The 16,287-nt window shown below is 63.1% G+C and carries 17 protein-coding genes and 1 pseudogene; 11 read left to right on the top strand and 7 right to left on the bottom strand.

The features are described 5' to 3' along the window. Positions 1-97: 97 nt before the first annotated feature. Positions 98-703 carry a J domain-containing protein gene (locus JWR51_RS17040; RefSeq protein ID WP_299750153.1) on the top strand — a complete coding sequence of 202 codons (606 nt, stop codon included), beginning with the start codon at positions 98-100 and terminating at the stop codon, positions 701-703. 3 nt (positions 704-706) lie between these two features. Here JWR51_RS17040 and JWR51_RS17035 read toward each other — a convergent pair whose 3' ends face one another. Continuing rightward, a complete protein-coding gene (locus JWR51_RS17035; RefSeq protein ID WP_299750150.1) occupies positions 707-1,273 on the bottom strand; it encodes an XRE family transcriptional regulator in 567 nt (188 codons plus the stop codon). Positions 1,274-1,424: 151 nt separating this feature from the next. Here JWR51_RS17035 and JWR51_RS17030 point away from each other — a divergent pair, with 151 nt between their 5' ends. Both JWR51_RS17030 and tdh read left to right on the top strand, forming a co-directional pair. Next, positions 1,425-2,618: a glycine C-acetyltransferase gene (locus tag JWR51_RS17030; protein ID WP_299750147.1), complete on the top strand. Its 1,194-nt coding sequence runs from the start codon at positions 1,425-1,427 to the stop codon at positions 2,616-2,618. Further along, entirely contained in the window at positions 2,618-3,640 is a 1,023-nt protein-coding gene (gene tdh, locus JWR51_RS17025) for an L-threonine 3-dehydrogenase (protein ID WP_299750145.1), read from the top strand. The genes JWR51_RS17030 and tdh overlap by 1 nt, the downstream gene beginning before the upstream one ends. Positions 3,641-3,655: 15 nt before the next feature. Here the strand turns inward: tdh and JWR51_RS17020 are convergent, their stop codons facing one another. Further along, the gene (locus JWR51_RS17020) at positions 3,656-4,678 is read right to left on the bottom strand and encodes an LLM class flavin-dependent oxidoreductase (RefSeq protein WP_299750143.1); all 1,023 of its coding nucleotides are present in this window, start codon (positions 4,676-4,678) and stop codon (positions 3,656-3,658) included. A gap of 191 nt (positions 4,679-4,869) precedes the next feature. Here JWR51_RS17020 and glpK point away from each other — a divergent pair, with 191 nt between their 5' ends. Then, the gene (glpK, locus tag JWR51_RS17015) at positions 4,870-6,366 is read left to right on the top strand and encodes a glycerol kinase GlpK (protein ID WP_299750140.1); all 1,497 of its coding nucleotides are present in this window, start codon (positions 4,870-4,872) and stop codon (positions 6,364-6,366) included. Positions 6,367-6,548: 182 nt separating this feature from the next. Further along, on the top strand, positions 6,549-7,436 hold the full coding sequence (locus JWR51_RS17010) for an NAD(P)H-binding protein (protein WP_299750138.1): 888 nt from the start codon (positions 6,549-6,551) through the stop codon (positions 7,434-7,436). Between the two features lie 16 nt (positions 7,437-7,452). On the opposite strand, the gene JWR51_RS17005 is transcribed toward JWR51_RS17010, so the two are convergent. From JWR51_RS17005 to JWR51_RS16995, 3 genes are read right to left on the bottom strand one after another with little or no spacing between them, the layout of a single operon-like run. Further along, on the bottom strand, positions 7,453-8,076 hold the full coding sequence (locus JWR51_RS17005) for a hypothetical protein (RefSeq protein ID WP_299750135.1): 624 nt from the start codon (positions 8,074-8,076) through the stop codon (positions 7,453-7,455). Continuing rightward, positions 8,073-8,693, bottom strand: coding sequence for a hypothetical protein (locus tag JWR51_RS17000; RefSeq protein ID WP_299750132.1), 621 nt, complete (start codon positions 8,691-8,693; stop codon positions 8,073-8,075). The genes JWR51_RS17005 and JWR51_RS17000 overlap by 4 nt, the downstream gene beginning before the upstream one ends. Beyond that, on the bottom strand, positions 8,686-9,465 hold the full coding sequence (locus tag JWR51_RS16995) for a MotA/TolQ/ExbB proton channel family protein (RefSeq protein WP_299750129.1): 780 nt from the start codon (positions 9,463-9,465) through the stop codon (positions 8,686-8,688). Before JWR51_RS16995 ends, JWR51_RS17000 begins: the two co-directional genes overlap by 8 nt. Before the next feature lie 231 nt (positions 9,466-9,696). On the opposite strand from JWR51_RS16995, the gene JWR51_RS16990 reads away from it, so the two are divergent. The 5 genes from JWR51_RS16990 to JWR51_RS16970 all read left to right on the top strand — a co-directional run bounded on the left by JWR51_RS16990 (position 9,697) and on the right by JWR51_RS16970 (position 14,544). Further along, positions 9,697-10,092, top strand: a complete 396-nt coding sequence (locus tag JWR51_RS16990; protein ID WP_299750350.1) for a cytochrome c family protein — start codon at positions 9,697-9,699, stop codon at positions 10,090-10,092. Positions 10,093-10,240: 148 nt separating this feature from the next. After that, entirely contained in the window at positions 10,241-11,221 is a 981-nt protein-coding gene (locus JWR51_RS16985) for a LysR family transcriptional regulator (protein ID WP_299750127.1), read from the top strand. A 107-nt stretch (positions 11,222-11,328) separates the two neighbouring features. Beyond that, positions 11,329-13,083, top strand: a complete 1,755-nt coding sequence (locus tag JWR51_RS16980) for a PQQ-binding-like beta-propeller repeat protein (protein WP_299750124.1) — start codon at positions 11,329-11,331, stop codon at positions 13,081-13,083. 73 nt (positions 13,084-13,156) lie between these two features. After that, positions 13,157-13,783 (top strand): c-type cytochrome, encoded by a 627-nt coding sequence (locus JWR51_RS16975; protein WP_299750121.1) that lies wholly within the window; start codon positions 13,157-13,159, stop codon positions 13,781-13,783. A 5-nt stretch (positions 13,784-13,788) separates the two neighbouring features. Next, a complete protein-coding gene (locus tag JWR51_RS16970; RefSeq protein ID WP_299750118.1) occupies positions 13,789-14,544 on the top strand; it encodes a hypothetical protein in 756 nt (251 codons plus the stop codon). Between the two features lies 1 nt (position 14,545). On the opposite strand, the gene JWR51_RS16965 is transcribed toward JWR51_RS16970, so the two are convergent. Continuing rightward, on the bottom strand, positions 14,546-15,304 hold the full coding sequence (locus tag JWR51_RS16965) for a pentapeptide repeat-containing protein (RefSeq protein WP_299750115.1): 759 nt from the start codon (positions 15,302-15,304) through the stop codon (positions 14,546-14,548). An 80-nt stretch (positions 15,305-15,384) separates the two neighbouring features. On the opposite strand from JWR51_RS16965, the gene JWR51_RS16960 reads away from it, so the two are divergent. After that, positions 15,385-15,885, top strand: coding sequence for a thermonuclease family protein (locus JWR51_RS16960; protein WP_299750112.1), 501 nt, complete (start codon positions 15,385-15,387; stop codon positions 15,883-15,885). A 167-nt stretch (positions 15,886-16,052) separates the two neighbouring features. Here the strand turns inward: JWR51_RS16960 and JWR51_RS16955 are convergent. Beyond that, positions 16,053-16,287 (bottom strand): annotated as a pseudogene (locus JWR51_RS16955) (hypothetical protein); the annotation flags it as partial.

Raw genomic sequence — 16,287 nt, 5'->3', positions numbered from 1 at the left:
AACGGGTGAACGCCGGAACTACATCACAGCGCTGGCGGGGGTGCAAGCCGCCGTCGCCCCTGTTGCCGTCACACCAACACCACCGTAAATTGGCGCCATGCAAGCATTCGACCCCTATACCATCCTGGGCGTGCCGCGATCGGCCACTCCTGACGCCATCAAGTCGGCCTATCGCCAAAACGCCCGGCTGACGCACCCGGATCGCGGCGGTGCGCCCAGCGCGTTCATCGTCGTGGTCAAGGCGTTTGGCGTGCTCGCCGATCCCGAGGCGCGACGGCTATTCGATGAAACCGGCCTCGTCGATGAGGAGGGCGCGCGCTCCTATCGGCAAGAGGTGGTGATCATCCTGGCCGACATGTTCGACACCGCCGTCAGCACCGCCCTGGAGCTCGGACTGCCGCTCGATCGGGTCGATTTCATCAAGCAGATGGCAGTGGCGCTGACCGGTCAATCCGCACAGGCTACTGAACGCTGCCAGAAGCTCGATGCGGAAATTGCCGCGCTCACCGGCCTGCGCGGCCGCATCAAGCGGCAGGACGAGCACCCCAATCTGTTCGTGCAGCGGCTGAACGAACAGGTGACCGCCAAGGTCAAGGACCATACCGCCGCCAAGCGCCGCCTAGCGCTGTTCGAAACCGCCGCGACGGAACTCGCCAATTACGATTCGGATGTCGAGCTGTTCTCGGCGTTGGAGCTGGAATAGCGACTATTCGTAGACCACGACCATCAACGCCCGCGCTTCTGCCGGTCCGCCGTTGCTGATCTCGTGCTCGACATCGGCGCGATAGCGCGCCGTTTCGCCTAGACGCAGGGTTTGCTCGCCCAGCGCTGTCCGCACTGTGAGGCCTTCGGTCTGCGCCGTCAGGTGCTCGTAGGTCCCGGCGGCATGCGGGGCACTTTGCAATCGGCCTTTGGGGGCCATGTCCAGCTCGTACCACTCCACCCGCCCGGCCATGGCGGGCGGGCTCAGGATGCGCAGCCGCCATTGTCCGTCAGGGCTTTTGATCTCTGGCGTTAGCGGTACTGAGACCAGATCCACCGGATTGCTTTGCCGATGTGCCACCCCGCCGGCGATCAGGTCGGCCATGTCGATCTTGAGCGCCTGGGTCAGCCCCCACAGCACTGCAAAGGTCGGGTTGGATTCGCCGCGCTCGATTTGCGACAGCATGGATTTAGACACGCCCGACAAGGACGCCAGCCGCTCCAGCGTCAGATGCCGTGCCTTGCGCTCGCGCTGGATCACCGGGCCGATATCGGGTGCCTCGGACGCCATAATCACTTCCACATTCGGTCTCGTTCGGCTGCACTTATGGTCTGGCGCCGCTAGCCTGCCAAGCGCAGCATAGGTCCGCAAGCGTCATTCCGTTATAGCTTGACATATTTTCCGTTATAATGGAATTTCCTTGATATCAGAGTGTTGTCCCATGCAGCCAGATTTCACCACGCATATCCAGACCATCCTTGCCGACATCGAGTCGGCGGGCCTGACCAAGCGCGAACGCCAGATCACCGGTCCGCAGGGCGGCCGGATTTCGCTGGCGGGCGGACGCCAACTGGTCAACCTCTGCGCCAACAATTACCTCGGCCTCGCCGACCATCCGGACATCATTGCGGCCGCGTCGGATGCGCTGCAGCGCTATGGCTTCGGCATGGCATCGGTACGGTTCATCTGCGGCACGCTCGATCTGCATCGCGAGCTGGAACAGGCAGTGGCCCGCTATCTCGGCAAGGATGACGCCATCCTGTTCGCCGCCTGCTTCGATGCCAATGGGGGCCTGTTCGAAACCCTGCTCGACGCCGAAGACGCGATCATTTCTGATAGTCTCAACCACGCCTCCATCATCGATGGCGTGCGCCTCAGCAAGGCCAAGCGCTACCGCTTCGCCACCAGCGACATGGACGATCTGGAAACCCAGTTGAAACAAGCCGTCAGCGACGGCGTGCGGTTCAAGCTCATTGTCACCGACGGCGTCTTTTCCATGGACGGCCACATCGCCAACCTCTCCGAAATCTGCGCGCTGGCCGACCGCTACGGCGCCATGGTGGCCGTCGACGATTGCCACGCCACTGGCCATCTGGGCCCGCAGGGTCGCGGCACCCCGGCGCTCACCGGCGTTGGCGACCGCGTTGATATTGTCACGGGCACGCTGGGCAAGACGCTGGGCGGCGCGATGGGCGGCTTTATCGCCGCCAGCCAGCCCATCATCGACCTGCTGCGCCAGCGCGCTCGCCCCTATCTGTTCTCCAACGCCCTCGCGCCCTCCGTCGCTGCTGGCTCGCTTAAGGCGATTGCCATCGCCGAAGCGGCCGACGATCGGCGCGAAAAGCTTATGCGGCACACGCGAAAGTTCCGCGCCGGGCTCACCGATGCGGGCTTTGAGCTGCTCGCGGGCGAGACGCCCATCATCCCGGTCATGCTGGGAGAAGCCAAGCTGGCGCAGGATCTTGCGGCGGAACTCGACAGGCGCGGCGTCTATGTGGCGGGCTTCTTTTTCCCCGTCGTGCCCAAGGGCAAAGCGCGCATCCGCACTCAGATGTCGGCGGCGCTGGAGGATGCGGACGTGGATTTCGCCATCGGCGCCTTCACCGAGGCCGGCAAGCAATTGGGGATCATTTGATGCGCGCACTGGTCAAGGCCAAAGCCGAACGCGGCATCTGGATGGAGGATCGTCCGGTCCCCGAAATCGGCCCCGAGGATGTGCTGGTCAAAGTGCACAAAACCGGCATTTGCGGCACCGATATCCACATCTACAACTGGGACGAATGGGCCCAGAAGACCGTTCCGGTGCCAATGATAACCGGCCACGAATATGCTGGCGAAATCGCCGCCATCGGTGCGGAGGTCAGAAACCTTCGCATCGGCCAGCGCGTCTCCGGCGAGGGCCATGTCGTCGGTATGAATAGCCGCGCCAGCCGTGCCGGCAAGTTCCACCTCGATCCCAACACCAAGGGCATCGGCGTCAACCTGCCGGGCGCCTTTGCCGAATTCGTCAAAATCCCAGCCTTCAACATCATTCCGCTGCCAGATTCCATCGATGACGAAATGGGCGCCATCCTCGATCCGCTTGGCAATGCCGTGCACACCGCCCTCGCTTTCAACATTGTCGGCGAGGACGTGCTGGTCACCGGCGCCGGCCCGATCGGCATCATGGGCGCGGCCGTCGCGCGCCATGTCGGCGCCCGCCATGTGGTCATCACCGACGTGAACCCGGAGCGACTGGCGCTGGCCGCCGAGGTTGCCGATGTCGTGCCGGTCAACGTTGCCAGCGAAGACCTGCGTTCGGTCATGGACCGGCTCGGCATGAAGGAGGGTTTCGATGTCGGGCTGGAAATGAGTGGCGCGCCCGCAGCGCTGGATCAGATGATCGACCATATGGTGATGGGCGGCCGCATCGCGCTGCTCGGCGTGCCCTCCCGGCCGTTCATTTTCGACCTCGGCAAGATCGTCTTCCGCATGATCACGCTGCGCGGCATCTATGGCCGCGAAATGTTCGAGACCTGGCACAAGATGATGGCGATGCTGGAATCGGGTCTCGATGTCCGCAAGGTCATCACCCGCCGCATGCCCGCCGCCGACTATGCCAAGGCCTTCGAACTCGCCGCCGGTGGGGAAAAGGGCAAGATCGTCCTCGAATGGTGAGGCTCTAGCCTCGGCTCAGCGCCATCCCAGTCCCGGTGCAACGTGCGTCAGGATGGCCTCGATGACATGGGCATTATAGTCGACGCCGAGCTGGTTGGGGACCGTCAGTAGCAAGGTATCCGCTTCCGCGATGGCCTCATCCTTGGCGAGTTCGCGGATCAGCACATCGGGCTCGCCCGTATAGCCGCGACCGAAGACGGCGCGCTTTTCCGGCTCGATATAGCCGAACTGGTCCTCTTCGTTCCGGCCATTGCCGAAATAGGCGCGGTCCATGTCATTGACCAGCGCGAAGATCGAGCGGCTGACCGACACGCGTGGCTCGCGGGTGTGCCCAGCTTCCTTCCAGGCGGCGCGATAGGCGCGGATTTGCTCGGCCTGCTGGATATGGAACGGCTTGCCGCTCTCATCGAATTTGAGCGTCGAACTCTGCAGGTTCATTCCCAGCTTTGCCGCCCACACGGCGGTGGCGTCGGTGGCTGCGCCCCACCAGATGCGTTCGTCGAGGCCCGGCGAGTGCGGCTCCAGCCGCAACAGGCCGGGCGGATTGGGGAACATCGGGCGCGGATTGGGCTGGGCAAAACCCTCGCCCTTGAGCAGGTCGAGAAACACTTCGGCATGGCCGCGCGCCATGTCGGCTTCCGTCTGCCCTTCGGGCGGGGCATAGCCGAAATATTTCCAGCCATCGATCACCTGCTCCGGCGAGCCACGGCTGATGCCCAATTGCAGGCGGCCGCCGGCGATAAGGTCGGCGGCGCCGGCATCCTCGACCATGTACATGGGATTTTCGTAGCGCATGTCGATGACCGCGGTGCCGATCTCGATGCGCTTTGTCTTGGCGCCGACCGCCGCCAGCAGCGGAAACGGCGACGCAAGCTGGCGCGCGAAATGATGCACGCGGAAGTAAGCCCCGTCGGCCCCCAATTCCTCGGCCGCGACCGCCAGGTCGATGGACTGCAACAGCGCATCGCCAGCCGAGCGGGTCTGCGATTGCGGCGAAGGCGTCCAGTGTCCGAACGACAGGAAGGCGATATTTTTCATGGCGTGCAAACCGGGCTGTGGGGCTTTGGGCGTTTGTGTCACGCAATAGCGGCTCGATCAATTGGGCCGGCCGGTATCCGCACTGTTCGCAATATCGTAGCCATGCTGTCGAACTGGGGCTGCCCCTCAGCATTGCCGCTGCCTCTCCGGCAAAATGTGGCATATAGCTCTCGATCCACGGGGGACGGCTGATGAAGCCATATATTCTGGTCATCGATCAGAGCACGTTGGCGAGTTTCGCCTTCGTTTTCGACGCCGAGCAGAACATCGTCGGCATGGGCAAGATGGAGCTTACCCAGCATTATCCCCAGCCCGGCTGGGTCGAGCAGGTCGCCGAGGAGATTTGGGCAACGTGCCTGTGGGCCTGCAAGACGGCGCTCCGCAAGGCCGGGATCACTGCGAGCGATCTCGCCGGCATCGGCATTACCAACCAGCGTGCCACCACGCTTATCTGGGACCGCGCCACCGGCCGTGCGATCCACAATGCGGTGGTCTGGCGCGATCAGCGCACCGCGTCGCACTGCACCGCGCTCAAGGACGCAGGCCACGAGCCCATGCTCGCGCAACGCACCGGGCTGTTGATCCATGCCTATTTCTCGGCCCCCAAGGTAAAATGGCTGCTGGATAGCGTCGAGGGGGCCCGCGACCGGGCCGCTAAGGGAGAACTGGCCTTCGGCACCGTCGATAGCTTCTTGATTTACCGGCTGACCGGGGGCAGGGCGCATGCCACCGACGCCACCAACGCCAGCCAGACGATATTGTTCGATATCGAGGCCAACGCCTGGGCCCCCGAACTGCTGGACCTGTTCGACGTGCCCGCCAATATCCTGCCGCGCGTCCTCGACAGCGCCGACGATTTTGGTCTGACCGATCCGGGCGTGCTGGGCGCGGCCGTGCCCATACTGGGGGTTGTGGGCAACCAGCAGGCCGCGCTCATTGGCCAGGCCTGCTTTGCGCCCGGCATGCTGAAATCGACCTATGACGAGCACTGCTTCGTCCTGCTCAATACCGGCAACGACATCGTGCGCTCCACCCATCGGCTGCTGTCCACCATCGCCTATCGGCTCGACGGCAAATCGACCTATGCGCTTGAAGGCGCGATCGTGTCGGTGGGCGGTTCATTGCAATGGCTGCACGACGATCTGGAAATCTTCGAGCACTGGGACCAGGCTGAGAAGCTGGCCGCGGCCTCCGACCCTTCCTTGCCGATCTATCTGGTTCCCGCCTTTGTGGGCGCTGGATCCGATTGGCGCGAAACTGACGCACGGGGCGCCCTGTTCGGCCTCAGCCGCGGCGCCAGGCCCCACGATCTGGTGCGGGCGGCACTGGAGGCCGTGGGTTACCAGTCCCACGATCTGATCGAGACCATGCGCAAGGACTGGGGGCATGACGGCGACATCGTCATCCGCGCCGATGGCAATATGATCGCCTCCGACTGGACCCTGCAATTCCTGGCCGATGTGACCGAGGCCACGGTCGATCGCGCGCCGCTGGCCGACATGACCCCCCTGGGGGTAGCCTGGCTGGCGGGCTGGAAGGCTGGCGTCTGGCCCGATGCGGCCGGCTTTGCCGCGCGGCGGCTCAGCGACCGGCAATTCCACCCCCGCATGGACCCCGCGCTTCGGGGCAAAAAGCTCAAGGGCTGGCGCGACGCGGTCCGGCGCACCCTGCCCGACGTCACCGACTGACGTTTCCGGCCGCGCAAAAAACACGACGTTCACCGGCCAAATCCGCAAAGCCCGTCTGGAAAGCTCCAAAACTTCGCAATCGACAATGTCTACTTATTTTATAGACTAAAGGGGACAGTGACCACCGCGCTATTGCAGGAGACCGAGATGACCGCCGCTTCCACTTTCGTCCGGCACGCAGCATGAGTGCGCCGATCCTCGTCACTGGGGCCACCGGCCGGCTCGGCCAATTGATTGTCGCCCGCCTCGTCGGCAAGAACCAGCATGTGCGGGTGTTCACCCGGCGGCCGGGTCACGCACGAGCGCTGTTTGGCGCCAGCGTCGAGGTGGCCAGCGGCGACTTCGCCGATCCCGTCAGCGTCCGCGCGGCAGTGCGCGGGATCCAGCGCCTGCTATTGCTGTCTCCGCTCAGCGGCACCTTGAGCATCGACCAGATCGGGGTAGCGGAGGCGGCGGTGGCGGCTGGCGCCAGCCGCATCGTCAAGATTTCGGGCGCGGACTGGACCATCGATCCGCCGGGCGTGTCGATGTCCGGCGACGCTCACGCGGCGGTGGAGTGGCGGCTGCGCGGCCTGCCGATCGAGCATGTGTCGCTGCGCCCCAATGCCTGGATGCAGGTAGCGCTGCCCAAGCTGATCCACCAGGCCGAGACCGGGCAGATGCTGTCGGCCGGCTATGGCGGCGCCGGGATTGCCTTTATCGACATGCGCGACATCGCCGATGTGGCGGCGCATCAATTGCTGGCCCACGAGGTCATCGGCAAGCCGGCTATCCTCACCGGGCCAGCCATCGTGGATTTGCGCCAGATCGCCGGCATTCTCGCCCGCCTGCTGCATCGTCCCGTCGCAGTTGCCGATGCTGCGGTGCCTGCCATCACCGCCGCCGATGCCAGCTTTGAGCAGCGGGCAGTGGCGCAGTTCAAGGGATTGATTGCCGCCGGTCGCGCCGCCTATGCCACCGAAGCCGTCAGTGAGATTCTCGGCCGTGCCCCGCGCTCGGTCGAACAGTTCCTGACCGAACATCTCACGGCCGCCTGCTTTGCCGAGCCGCGCACCGGCGCTCGCAACTAAGCGACACCACTATCAGCTAATTGCCAACCACCACGACCGGCCCCTTGTCGGGCAGGCTGACGGCCGGCATGTCTGAAAAGCTTATCGTGGCGCCGGGGGGAATGTTGTCGACCACGCCACTCGGACCGCCGGCGGTATTGGCCTGCTCGTTGCCGGCCGACATCGTGACTTCAGAGCCGTCCTCGTTCGGACTGGATTGTTTGCCGGCATCCTGCGTGCCAGTGGCCTCGAATTGCCCCATGATGTCGCTGCCGCCTTCGAGTTGGCTTTGCGCCGAGGCCACTTCGGTGGCCATTTCGACATCGTATGGCACCTCATAGGCGCGCGGCGGGCTAATGACGATCTGGTTGTCGTCAATCTCCTCAATCCATAGATAGATGTGGCCGGGGGTATCGCGCAGCTTGTCCGGCTCGACGATGCGCGTCGCCAGCAGGCTGAACCGCGCGGGCATCGTGCTGGTGGACGCCCAGCCCACGAGGCCCGTAATGGCGATATAGGAGCCGATGAACACCAGCGCCGTCAGCACGATGGCGCCGGCCTTGATCCACCAGCGCCATAGCGAGGCGATGTTCAGGCTGAGCAGCAGCACGGCCAGCACGATATAGGCACCCACGGTGCCGGCGATCGCGGTCATCATCATTTGCGGACCGCCTGGATCAGGGAGGCGGGGCGGGTATTGATGTCGGAAACCTCACCATCGGCATCGAGCGTGAAGCGCACGGCGGTCTGTTCGTCGCCTTTGCGCGTCAGGATCAGGGTGTCGTAATAGACCACCGACAGCTTCGGATTTATCTTTTCCACCTTGACGGTCACCGGCACAGGAGCGCTGGTTTCGTCGGTGTATTCGTAGACATTGATGATGTATTCGCCCGGCACGATGCGACGGACCGTGACGGTTTCCTGGTTCAGCGGGAAGGCCAGCGTCTCGCCGTTGACCTCGATCTTGTCGAGATAATTGCCGCGATCGTCGCGGTCGAGCGTCACGAAGCCCTTCTGCATGGAGTGATACCAGACCACGTCGCCGCCCGGCTCCTGCACGTAGGTGTCGATGTCGTTCGGATCGTTGTCCGGCCAGGTCACGGTGACCAGGATCTCGGCCTTGACCTCGACGTCGCCGGCCTTCGCATCGGGCCGGATCAGCGCGAAGGCGATGAACAGCATGACGGCGAAGCCGAGCAGGGCGTTGAACAGGATATCGGTGAATGGCACAAAGGTGCCGTCCTCGCTGCCCCCCGAGAACAGGCTCGTCTCATGCATGAGCGGCCTGCTCCAGCGCCGACACCACGTGGATTTCGGTCGTCTCGGTGATCATTTCGAACAATTCGCCGATGGAATTGTCGAGCAGGTAATATTCGAGCTTGAGCAGGAGCGCGCTGGCAATGCCCGCTACCGTGACGTTCAGCGCCACCGCCATGCCGCCCGTCATGCCGCCAAGCGCCGACCGCAGGGTGTCGCTTTCGAACGATGTCAGCGCCGAGATTGGAATGAGCATCAGGATGAAGCCGATGGCGGTGCCGAGCAAAGCCAGGCGCAACAGCGCTTCGGACACGAACAGCCCGAGCTTTTCGCGGCCGCGCAGCTTGTCGGCCAGCGAGCGCAGCAGCAGCGTCTGGTCGACATGGCGTTCCGATTGCAGCCGCCGCTTGCGGATGATGTTGATGATGTGATTGGTCATGATGCCGGGCTCGAGCACGCTGCCATTGCCGGTCGTCACCTGCTCGCCGTCGATGCGCAGGCCGCTTCCGCTCTCGGCCACGACGATATCGCGGGCCTTGCGGGCGCGCACCAGTTCGCGCGAAATCACCACGGTCTGATAGAGGCAATGCAGCCCGGTCAGGCAGAAGATCGCGAAGATCAGGATCGACACGCGGGTATGGTCGGTCGCCAGTACCAGTTGCAGCAGGCCGAAATACCACAGCACAAACAAGCCAAGCGCGATCAGCACGTTGAGCAGCAGGAAGCGAAGAAGAGGTCCGAAATCTTCAATCTCGGAGGCCGAGCCGATAAAGGCCCTGGTCACATTCGCCATGCTTTCTCCCTAGCCAATTGAGGCCGTGGTTCCCGTTGCTTGGGGGGCCGCCCATTCTGTCCCAATTGCCTAGCACGACCAGCCGAGAGGGCGGTCATAGCCTCTTCCAATGCTTCCTATTGCTTTTTATCACCCCGGAAAGGGTGTTGGCTGGCCATAGCTGGCGCACAGGCGTGCGGAGCGTGAGCGCTGGCTAACGCCGATCTGCAACTGACGCGCGAGGACGACTTGATCAAAACACTGGCCCTGACTTTTGTCGCCCTGGCAGGCATCACCGCCCCCGCGTTGGCGCAGGGCGATGCCACGGCCGGCGAGACCATCTTCAAGCGTTGTGCCGGCTGTCACGCGATCGGGGAGGGCGCCCGCAACAAGGCCGGTCCCGAGCTCAACGCCGTCGTTGGCCGGCCTGCGGGCTCAATTGCCGATTTCAACTATTCCACCGCCATGAAGGACGCCGGCGCGGCGGGCCTGGTCTGGACACCCGAGGATCTGCACGCCTTCCTCACCGCGCCCAAGGTCAAGGTGCCCGGCACCAAGATGAGCTTTCCGGGCCTGAAAGAGCCTACGGATGTCGACAATCTCGTCGCCTATCTGATGACTTTCTCGCCGGACTACGTGGCGCCTTAACGGCCACGGCCGCCTGAACCGCCGGGTTGCGCCCTCCGTTGAATGGAGCGGCGCGATGCGCAAATTTGTCGCGCGGCAATTAGACGATTGTGTGATTTGGTTATGCCCATCAATGTGTTCTACTGACATGTCAGTGGAACTATTGAACATGGATGTCACCCTAAAGCAGTTGCAGATTTTCCAGGCGGTCGTCGTCGCCGGCTCGATCACCAAGGCCTCGCGGCGCATCGGTCTGTCGCAACCCTCAATCTCCCAACAGCTTGCCAAACTTGAAGAAAAGCTCGATGCGCAACTGATCCTGCGCAATCGGACCGGCACCATCACCCTGACGCCTTCCGGCGAATACTGGTTCAAGGCCAGCAGTGATCTGCTCGGCCGCATCGAAGGGATGATGGAAGAGCATCGCCGGCGCTTCCTGCTCAATACCGTCACCTGGCAAATGGGCGTCACCCCGACACTGCGCGGACGCTTCGTGTCCGCCGCGGCTCGAATCGCCGCCAAGCAGCCGGGCTTCGTCAAATTCGAAATCAAATATGCGGTGACCAGTACCGAACTGGTGCAGCAGCTTCGCCTACACCAACTCAATTGTGCCATCGTCAGCGAAGATGCCATCACCGACGACCGCAGCTCCTTCGCCATCGCCAAGCTGTTTGACGATCCGGTGGCTTGGCTGGTCCCCGCCTCTGTGCCGCTGGCCGACATCAAGAACGCCATGAGTCGCCAACGCCCGCAGCAGTTGAACGGGCCGCTCAACTACTTCGTCAACATCGATGGCAATGTGTCGCTGCGCACCAAGTCGGATGACTGGTATCGCCACAACCTGCCGGGCGCGACGCCGACCTTTTCGGCTATGACCTATACGGCGGCCGTCGACATCGTCGCCGAAGGGCTCGCCACCACGCATTGCCCGCTATCGCTGCTGCCGAACTTGCCCACCGATGTGCGCGAAGCCCTGCAAATCCTGCCGATTCCCAATTTCAGCCGCAGCATCGTGCTGGCCATGCCCAAGCACCTGATGAGCCTGCGGCCCTATGCTGAAATCTTCCGCGGCATCGAACATTTCTGCAAGACCGAGTACCTCAAGGAAATGGTGCCCCACGAAGCGCACGCCTTTTCGATGGTCGGCTAATCCTCGGCCGGGTGCTTCGATTCTCCTATGACGTAGATAGGCGAAATTTGGGCAGCCCCAGTGTCACATGGCCTCCTCTACAAAAAAACACTCCAAGGGGGAGACCAATGTTAAGAGGCAAAAATATGCTGCTCGGCTTGGCCGTAGCAGCGCTGCTTTCGGCTGTGCCTGCAATATCGAGTTATGCCGAAGATGCGACACCCGCGCGCCTGGCTGCGGCCGGCTCCGATGCCGAAGCGGGCAACTGGCTGATGGTGCATCGCACCTATGATTCCAACCGCTTCTCGCCACTCAAGGAAATCACGCCGGACAACGTCTCCGGGCTGAAGCTGGCTTTCGCCGTTCCGCTAGGTGGCCTTGAGCCGACCTCGTTCGGCATTGGCTCCATGGAAGGCACGCCGCTCGCCAAGGACGGCTTCCTTTACATCACCGATCCCTGGGGAACGCCCTACAAGATCGACGTCACCAGCGGCAAGCGCGGCGACATCGTCTGGGTCGGCGACACCGGCGTCGACAAGGATCCCAATCGCGGCATTCTGGCCGCCAGCCGCGGCCTGGCGCTGTGGAACAACCTGGTCATCGTGGCCCTCAACGACGGCCGCGTGATGGCGTTCGACGACGAGACCGGCGACGTGGTCTGGGACCAGCAGGTTGCCAAGGAGCAGGGCGAAGGCTTTACCAATGCGCCGCTGGTGATCAAGGACAAGATCATCGTTGGCCAGAGCTATGGCGACTGGGCCACGCGCGGCTGGATCGCCTCGCTCGATGCGGCGACCGGCGAGGAAGTCTGGCGCTTCTATACCATTCCAGAGCCGGGCCAGCCCGGTAGCGAAACCTGGCTCTGCGACCAGACCGGTAACCCCGATTGCTGGAAGACCGGTGGCGCCGCCGCCTGGGTCACCGGCTCCTATGACGAGGCCTCCAATACCATCTACTGGGGCACGGGCAACCCGGTGCCGATGTATGATCCCGAATACCGTCCCGGCGACAACCTCTACTCGAACTCGTCGCTGGCGCTCGATGCCGATACCGGTGCGCTCAAGTGGCACTTCCAGTACACGCCCGGCGACTACATGGACTATGACGAAGTCGGCGTTCAACTGCTGATGGACACCAAGGTCAATGGCGAAGACCGCAAGGTTCTGGCCCATTTCGGCCGCAACGGCATCTTTTACACGTTGGACCGCACCAACGGCTCGTTCATCAACGCCAGCCAGTATGTCACCAAGCTGAACTGGACCAAGGGTGTCGATCCCAAGACCGGCAAGCCGGTGGAATACAATAGCTCGGTGCCGCTGCAGGAATATGCCAATGGCACCAATCGCCGTGGTGGCGATGGTACGGAAACATGCCCGAACATCCAGGGCGGCATCAATTTCTGGCCCACGGCCTATGACAAGTCGACCGGCATCGCGTATGGCGCCGGCATCGAAGGCTGTTCGAACCTGACCAATGACCCGGTCGCACCGGCAGACGTCGCCAGCGGCGCCATCTTCACCGGCGGCGCAGCGGCCGGCAGCGGCGTGCAGGCCGGCTCGATCTTCGGCTTCGAAGTAGCCACCGGCAAGCAGACGGTGAAGACCGATCGTCCTTATCCGAACTTCTCGGGTATCCTCGCGACCCCCGGCCTGGTCTGGACCGGCGAACTCGACGGCACCTTTGGCGCCTATGACGCCAAGACGCTGGAACAAAAGTGGTCGATCAACGTCGGCAACGTGTTCCAGGCACCGCCGATCTCCTTCGCAGTCGATGGCAAGCAGTTCATTGCTATCGCCGGCGGTGGCATGGGTTCGACGGCGATGGGCCATGCAGAGCTCGACAACAAGCCTGCGGCCAACATGCTCTACGTGTTCGCCCTTTAACGGGAGCCATAAACACCGTGAAATGCCGGGCGCTTCCAGCGCCCGGCAACTCCATTGCTCAGGACCATTCTCCATGCCCTCATTCGCCACACGCGCCAAACTGTTCCTCGCCGCCATCCTGGTCGCTGCCGTTCCGGTCGCGGCCTTCTCGTTTCAACCCCCCGCCACCACCACTGACGCACCTGCGGCGGCAACGACGGACACCGCGGCGGGCGATCCGGCGTCGCTCTCCAGCTATCCCGTGACTGAATTCATGAACGCGAGCCTCCTCGAAGGCGCCGATATCACCAAGGGCCAGCAGGTTTTCGCCCGCACCGGTGCGTGCCTGACCTGCCATGGCTGGAACGGCGACGGCATGGGCAAGAACCCGCGCTCCGAAGGCGACGCCGCCAAGCTGCGTGAAAGCCAGCTCGACACGCAGACCTTCATCGACACGATCAGTTGCGGCATTCCGGGCACGCCGATGCCCTACCACAACAACCAGGCCTACAAGAAACCCGAGATCTGCTTCGATCAGGTGATGGCCGATTTCGATGCGGCCAATGCACCGCGCAAGGGCAAGAGCCTGCGGCCAGCCGACATCATCAACCTCGTGGCCTATATCCAGACGCATGTTCAGGGGCAGGGCCCCACGACGCTGGAACAGTGCCAGGAGTTCTTCGGCGCCAGCGCCAGCAAAGCCTGCACCAACCTCGAGTGAGATCAATGGCCCTGCGCAATGGCATAGTTTGGCTATTGATGGCGTGCGTCGTGGCTTTGCCCGGCGCCACGCCATCGCAGGCGCAGTTCGATCCGGCGCTGGTGCCCATTTTTTCCATCTGGGACGTCAAGCTCGGCCAACCGGTCAGCCAGATTCCCGATATGGAAGTGGTCGACATCGCCTGCGGCACCAATGGCGGGCCGCCGGCGCAGATGATCGGCACCTTCGCCAATTTCGCCAAATGCGCGCCCGAGCCATCGGGCCTGCACGAAATCTATTTCGCCAATGACGACGAGATCGACTACATCGCCAAGGCCATGGAGAGCGAATACAAGGTGCTGCAGGGCGGCACCTCGATCTATGCGCATCCGGTGATCGTGTCGGTGCTGGTGGACGATGGCGGCATCGTGCGCGGCATCCGCGTGGTGACCGACGAACGGGCGAGCTTGCGCGAACGGCGCGTTGCAGTGACGCTGGCGCGCAACCTCAAGGGGCGCTACGGCAGCTGGAAACAGACCTGCGAGAATATCCCCCTGCGGCCGGGCGAAAACCGCGTCGGCAACCAGTTCGAACATGAACTGTGCACCGCCGACAATACGGAGATCGGCCAGCGCATGCGGCTGGAATCCAGCTATCTGCGCAAGAAGGGCCAGGAAGCGCTCAATACCGAGACCCAGCAGGTCAACCAGGGCTATTTCCAGAGCCAAACGCGCCTGGAAGTGGTGGAGGCGCCCTATGAGCCTGTCAAGCCGCCGGCCTGAGCTATTTCTGCTGCTGCCCGCCCTGCATGAAATTGTGCATCATGGTGGCGCCCGCAAAGGCCAGGTTGCCAACCTTGGCCTGCGTGAAGCGGGAGCCCGCCACCGTTGCACCGGTGAAGTCCGCGTTGCGGATATCGGCGTCGAAATAGTCGGTCAGCGTGATGGTGGCGCCCGCAAAGCTGACGCCCGCGCCGTTGACCTTGATGAAGCGGGCATTGTCGATCCGCGTATCGACGAATTTGGAGCGGCCAATGCTGGCCTGCTCGAAATTGGTGCGCAGCAGGGACGCGCCGGTCAGGTCGGCATTGTTGACCCGCGCCTCCTTGAGCACCGCATCGTCGAGCGTCGCCCCTTTCAGGCTCGCACCGGTCATGCGGGCATGCTGCATCCGCGTGCCGGTGAGGTTGGCATTATCGAACTTGGCGCCCGACAATTGCGCCTCGTAGAACAGCCCGTAGCGGACATCGGTGCCGATAAAGCTGGCGCCGCTGAGATCGGCGAGGTTGAAATTGGCACTGTCGGCCTTGGCGCCATCGAAGATCGCGCCCTTCAGGATCGCCCGGTGAAATGTCGCGCCCGTCAGGGTGGCGCCGGTGAAGTCGACGCCCGACAGGTCCGCTTTCTTGAACCGCGCATTGGTCAGATCGCACCCTTTGCATTCCTTGCGGACGCCGCTGAGCAGATCTTCGACGGGACCGGCAAAAGCCACGCTAGGCGACACCGCAAGGACAGCAATCAATATCGCGGCAACAAGTTTCACCGTCGTTCTCCTGGCTTTTGTGGCCCTGTTATAGGCCGGAGCAGCGCCCGGTGTCGTAAACAACAATATTGGAGGAAGTGATGGTTCGCAAATTGGCGTGGCTCTTGTGCGTGATGCTGCTGGCAGCGCCCGCAACGGCGCAGAACGGCGATGTGGTGACCGGTCCGGCCCGCGCCGTCGATGCCGATATCATCACGATCGGCACGCAACGGGTCATTCTCTACGGCGTCGATGCCCCCGAGCGCAGCCAGTTCTGTACCGTCGGCACCAAGAAATGGGGCTGCTGGGACGAGGCCAGAAACACTCTGACCACTATCCTTTCGGCCGGCGACGTAACCTGCACGCTGTCCGGCGATCCCGATCCGTTCAATCGCCGCTACGGCGTCTGCAAGATCGGCGATACGGATGTCGGCGCCGAATTGATCCGCAGCGGCATGGCGCTGGCCTTTGTCGAACAGGCCGACGACTATTCCGCGGTCGAAGAGGAAGCCCGCACCGCCGCTATCGGCCTGTGGCAACCCGGCGCCAAAGTCGACACGCCCTGGGATTGGCGCAAGCGCAATCCGGGCGGGTTTCGGTAGGGGCGGATGGCTGGAAACGGGCATCGGGCGCTCTTCACCTCTCCCTGGGGGGAGAGGTCGGCGCGCAGCGACGGGTGAGGGGGCCTCCCCCAAACTCCTCACAAGGTAAAGGCCCCCTCACCCGACCCAAGAGGGTCGACCTCTCCCCCCAAGGGAGAGGTGAAGGCTCAGCTCTGCACTCCCGGTGCCGCCGCCCCCGGCGCCAGCCGCGACAGCGCGATATAGGCGTCGGTCAAGGTGTCGACGCCCGCCCTGGCCATCAGCTCGGCCGGAGTGCCGTTTTCCAGAACATCGCCCTTGTTGATCAGGATGATCCGGTCGGCGTGTTCGACTTCTTCGACCAGATGGGTCGCCCACAGGATCGATGTGCCGTTCTGGTCGCGCACTTTTTGCACATGCGCG

Origin of the sequence: Devosia sp., assembly GCF_028290625.1 — a bacterium.
In the GTDB taxonomy this organism is placed as follows: Bacteria; Pseudomonadota; Alphaproteobacteria; order Rhizobiales; family Devosiaceae; genus Devosia.
Note: the sequence above shows the minus strand (reverse complement) of the source record. Positions and strands in the feature narration are given on the sequence as shown.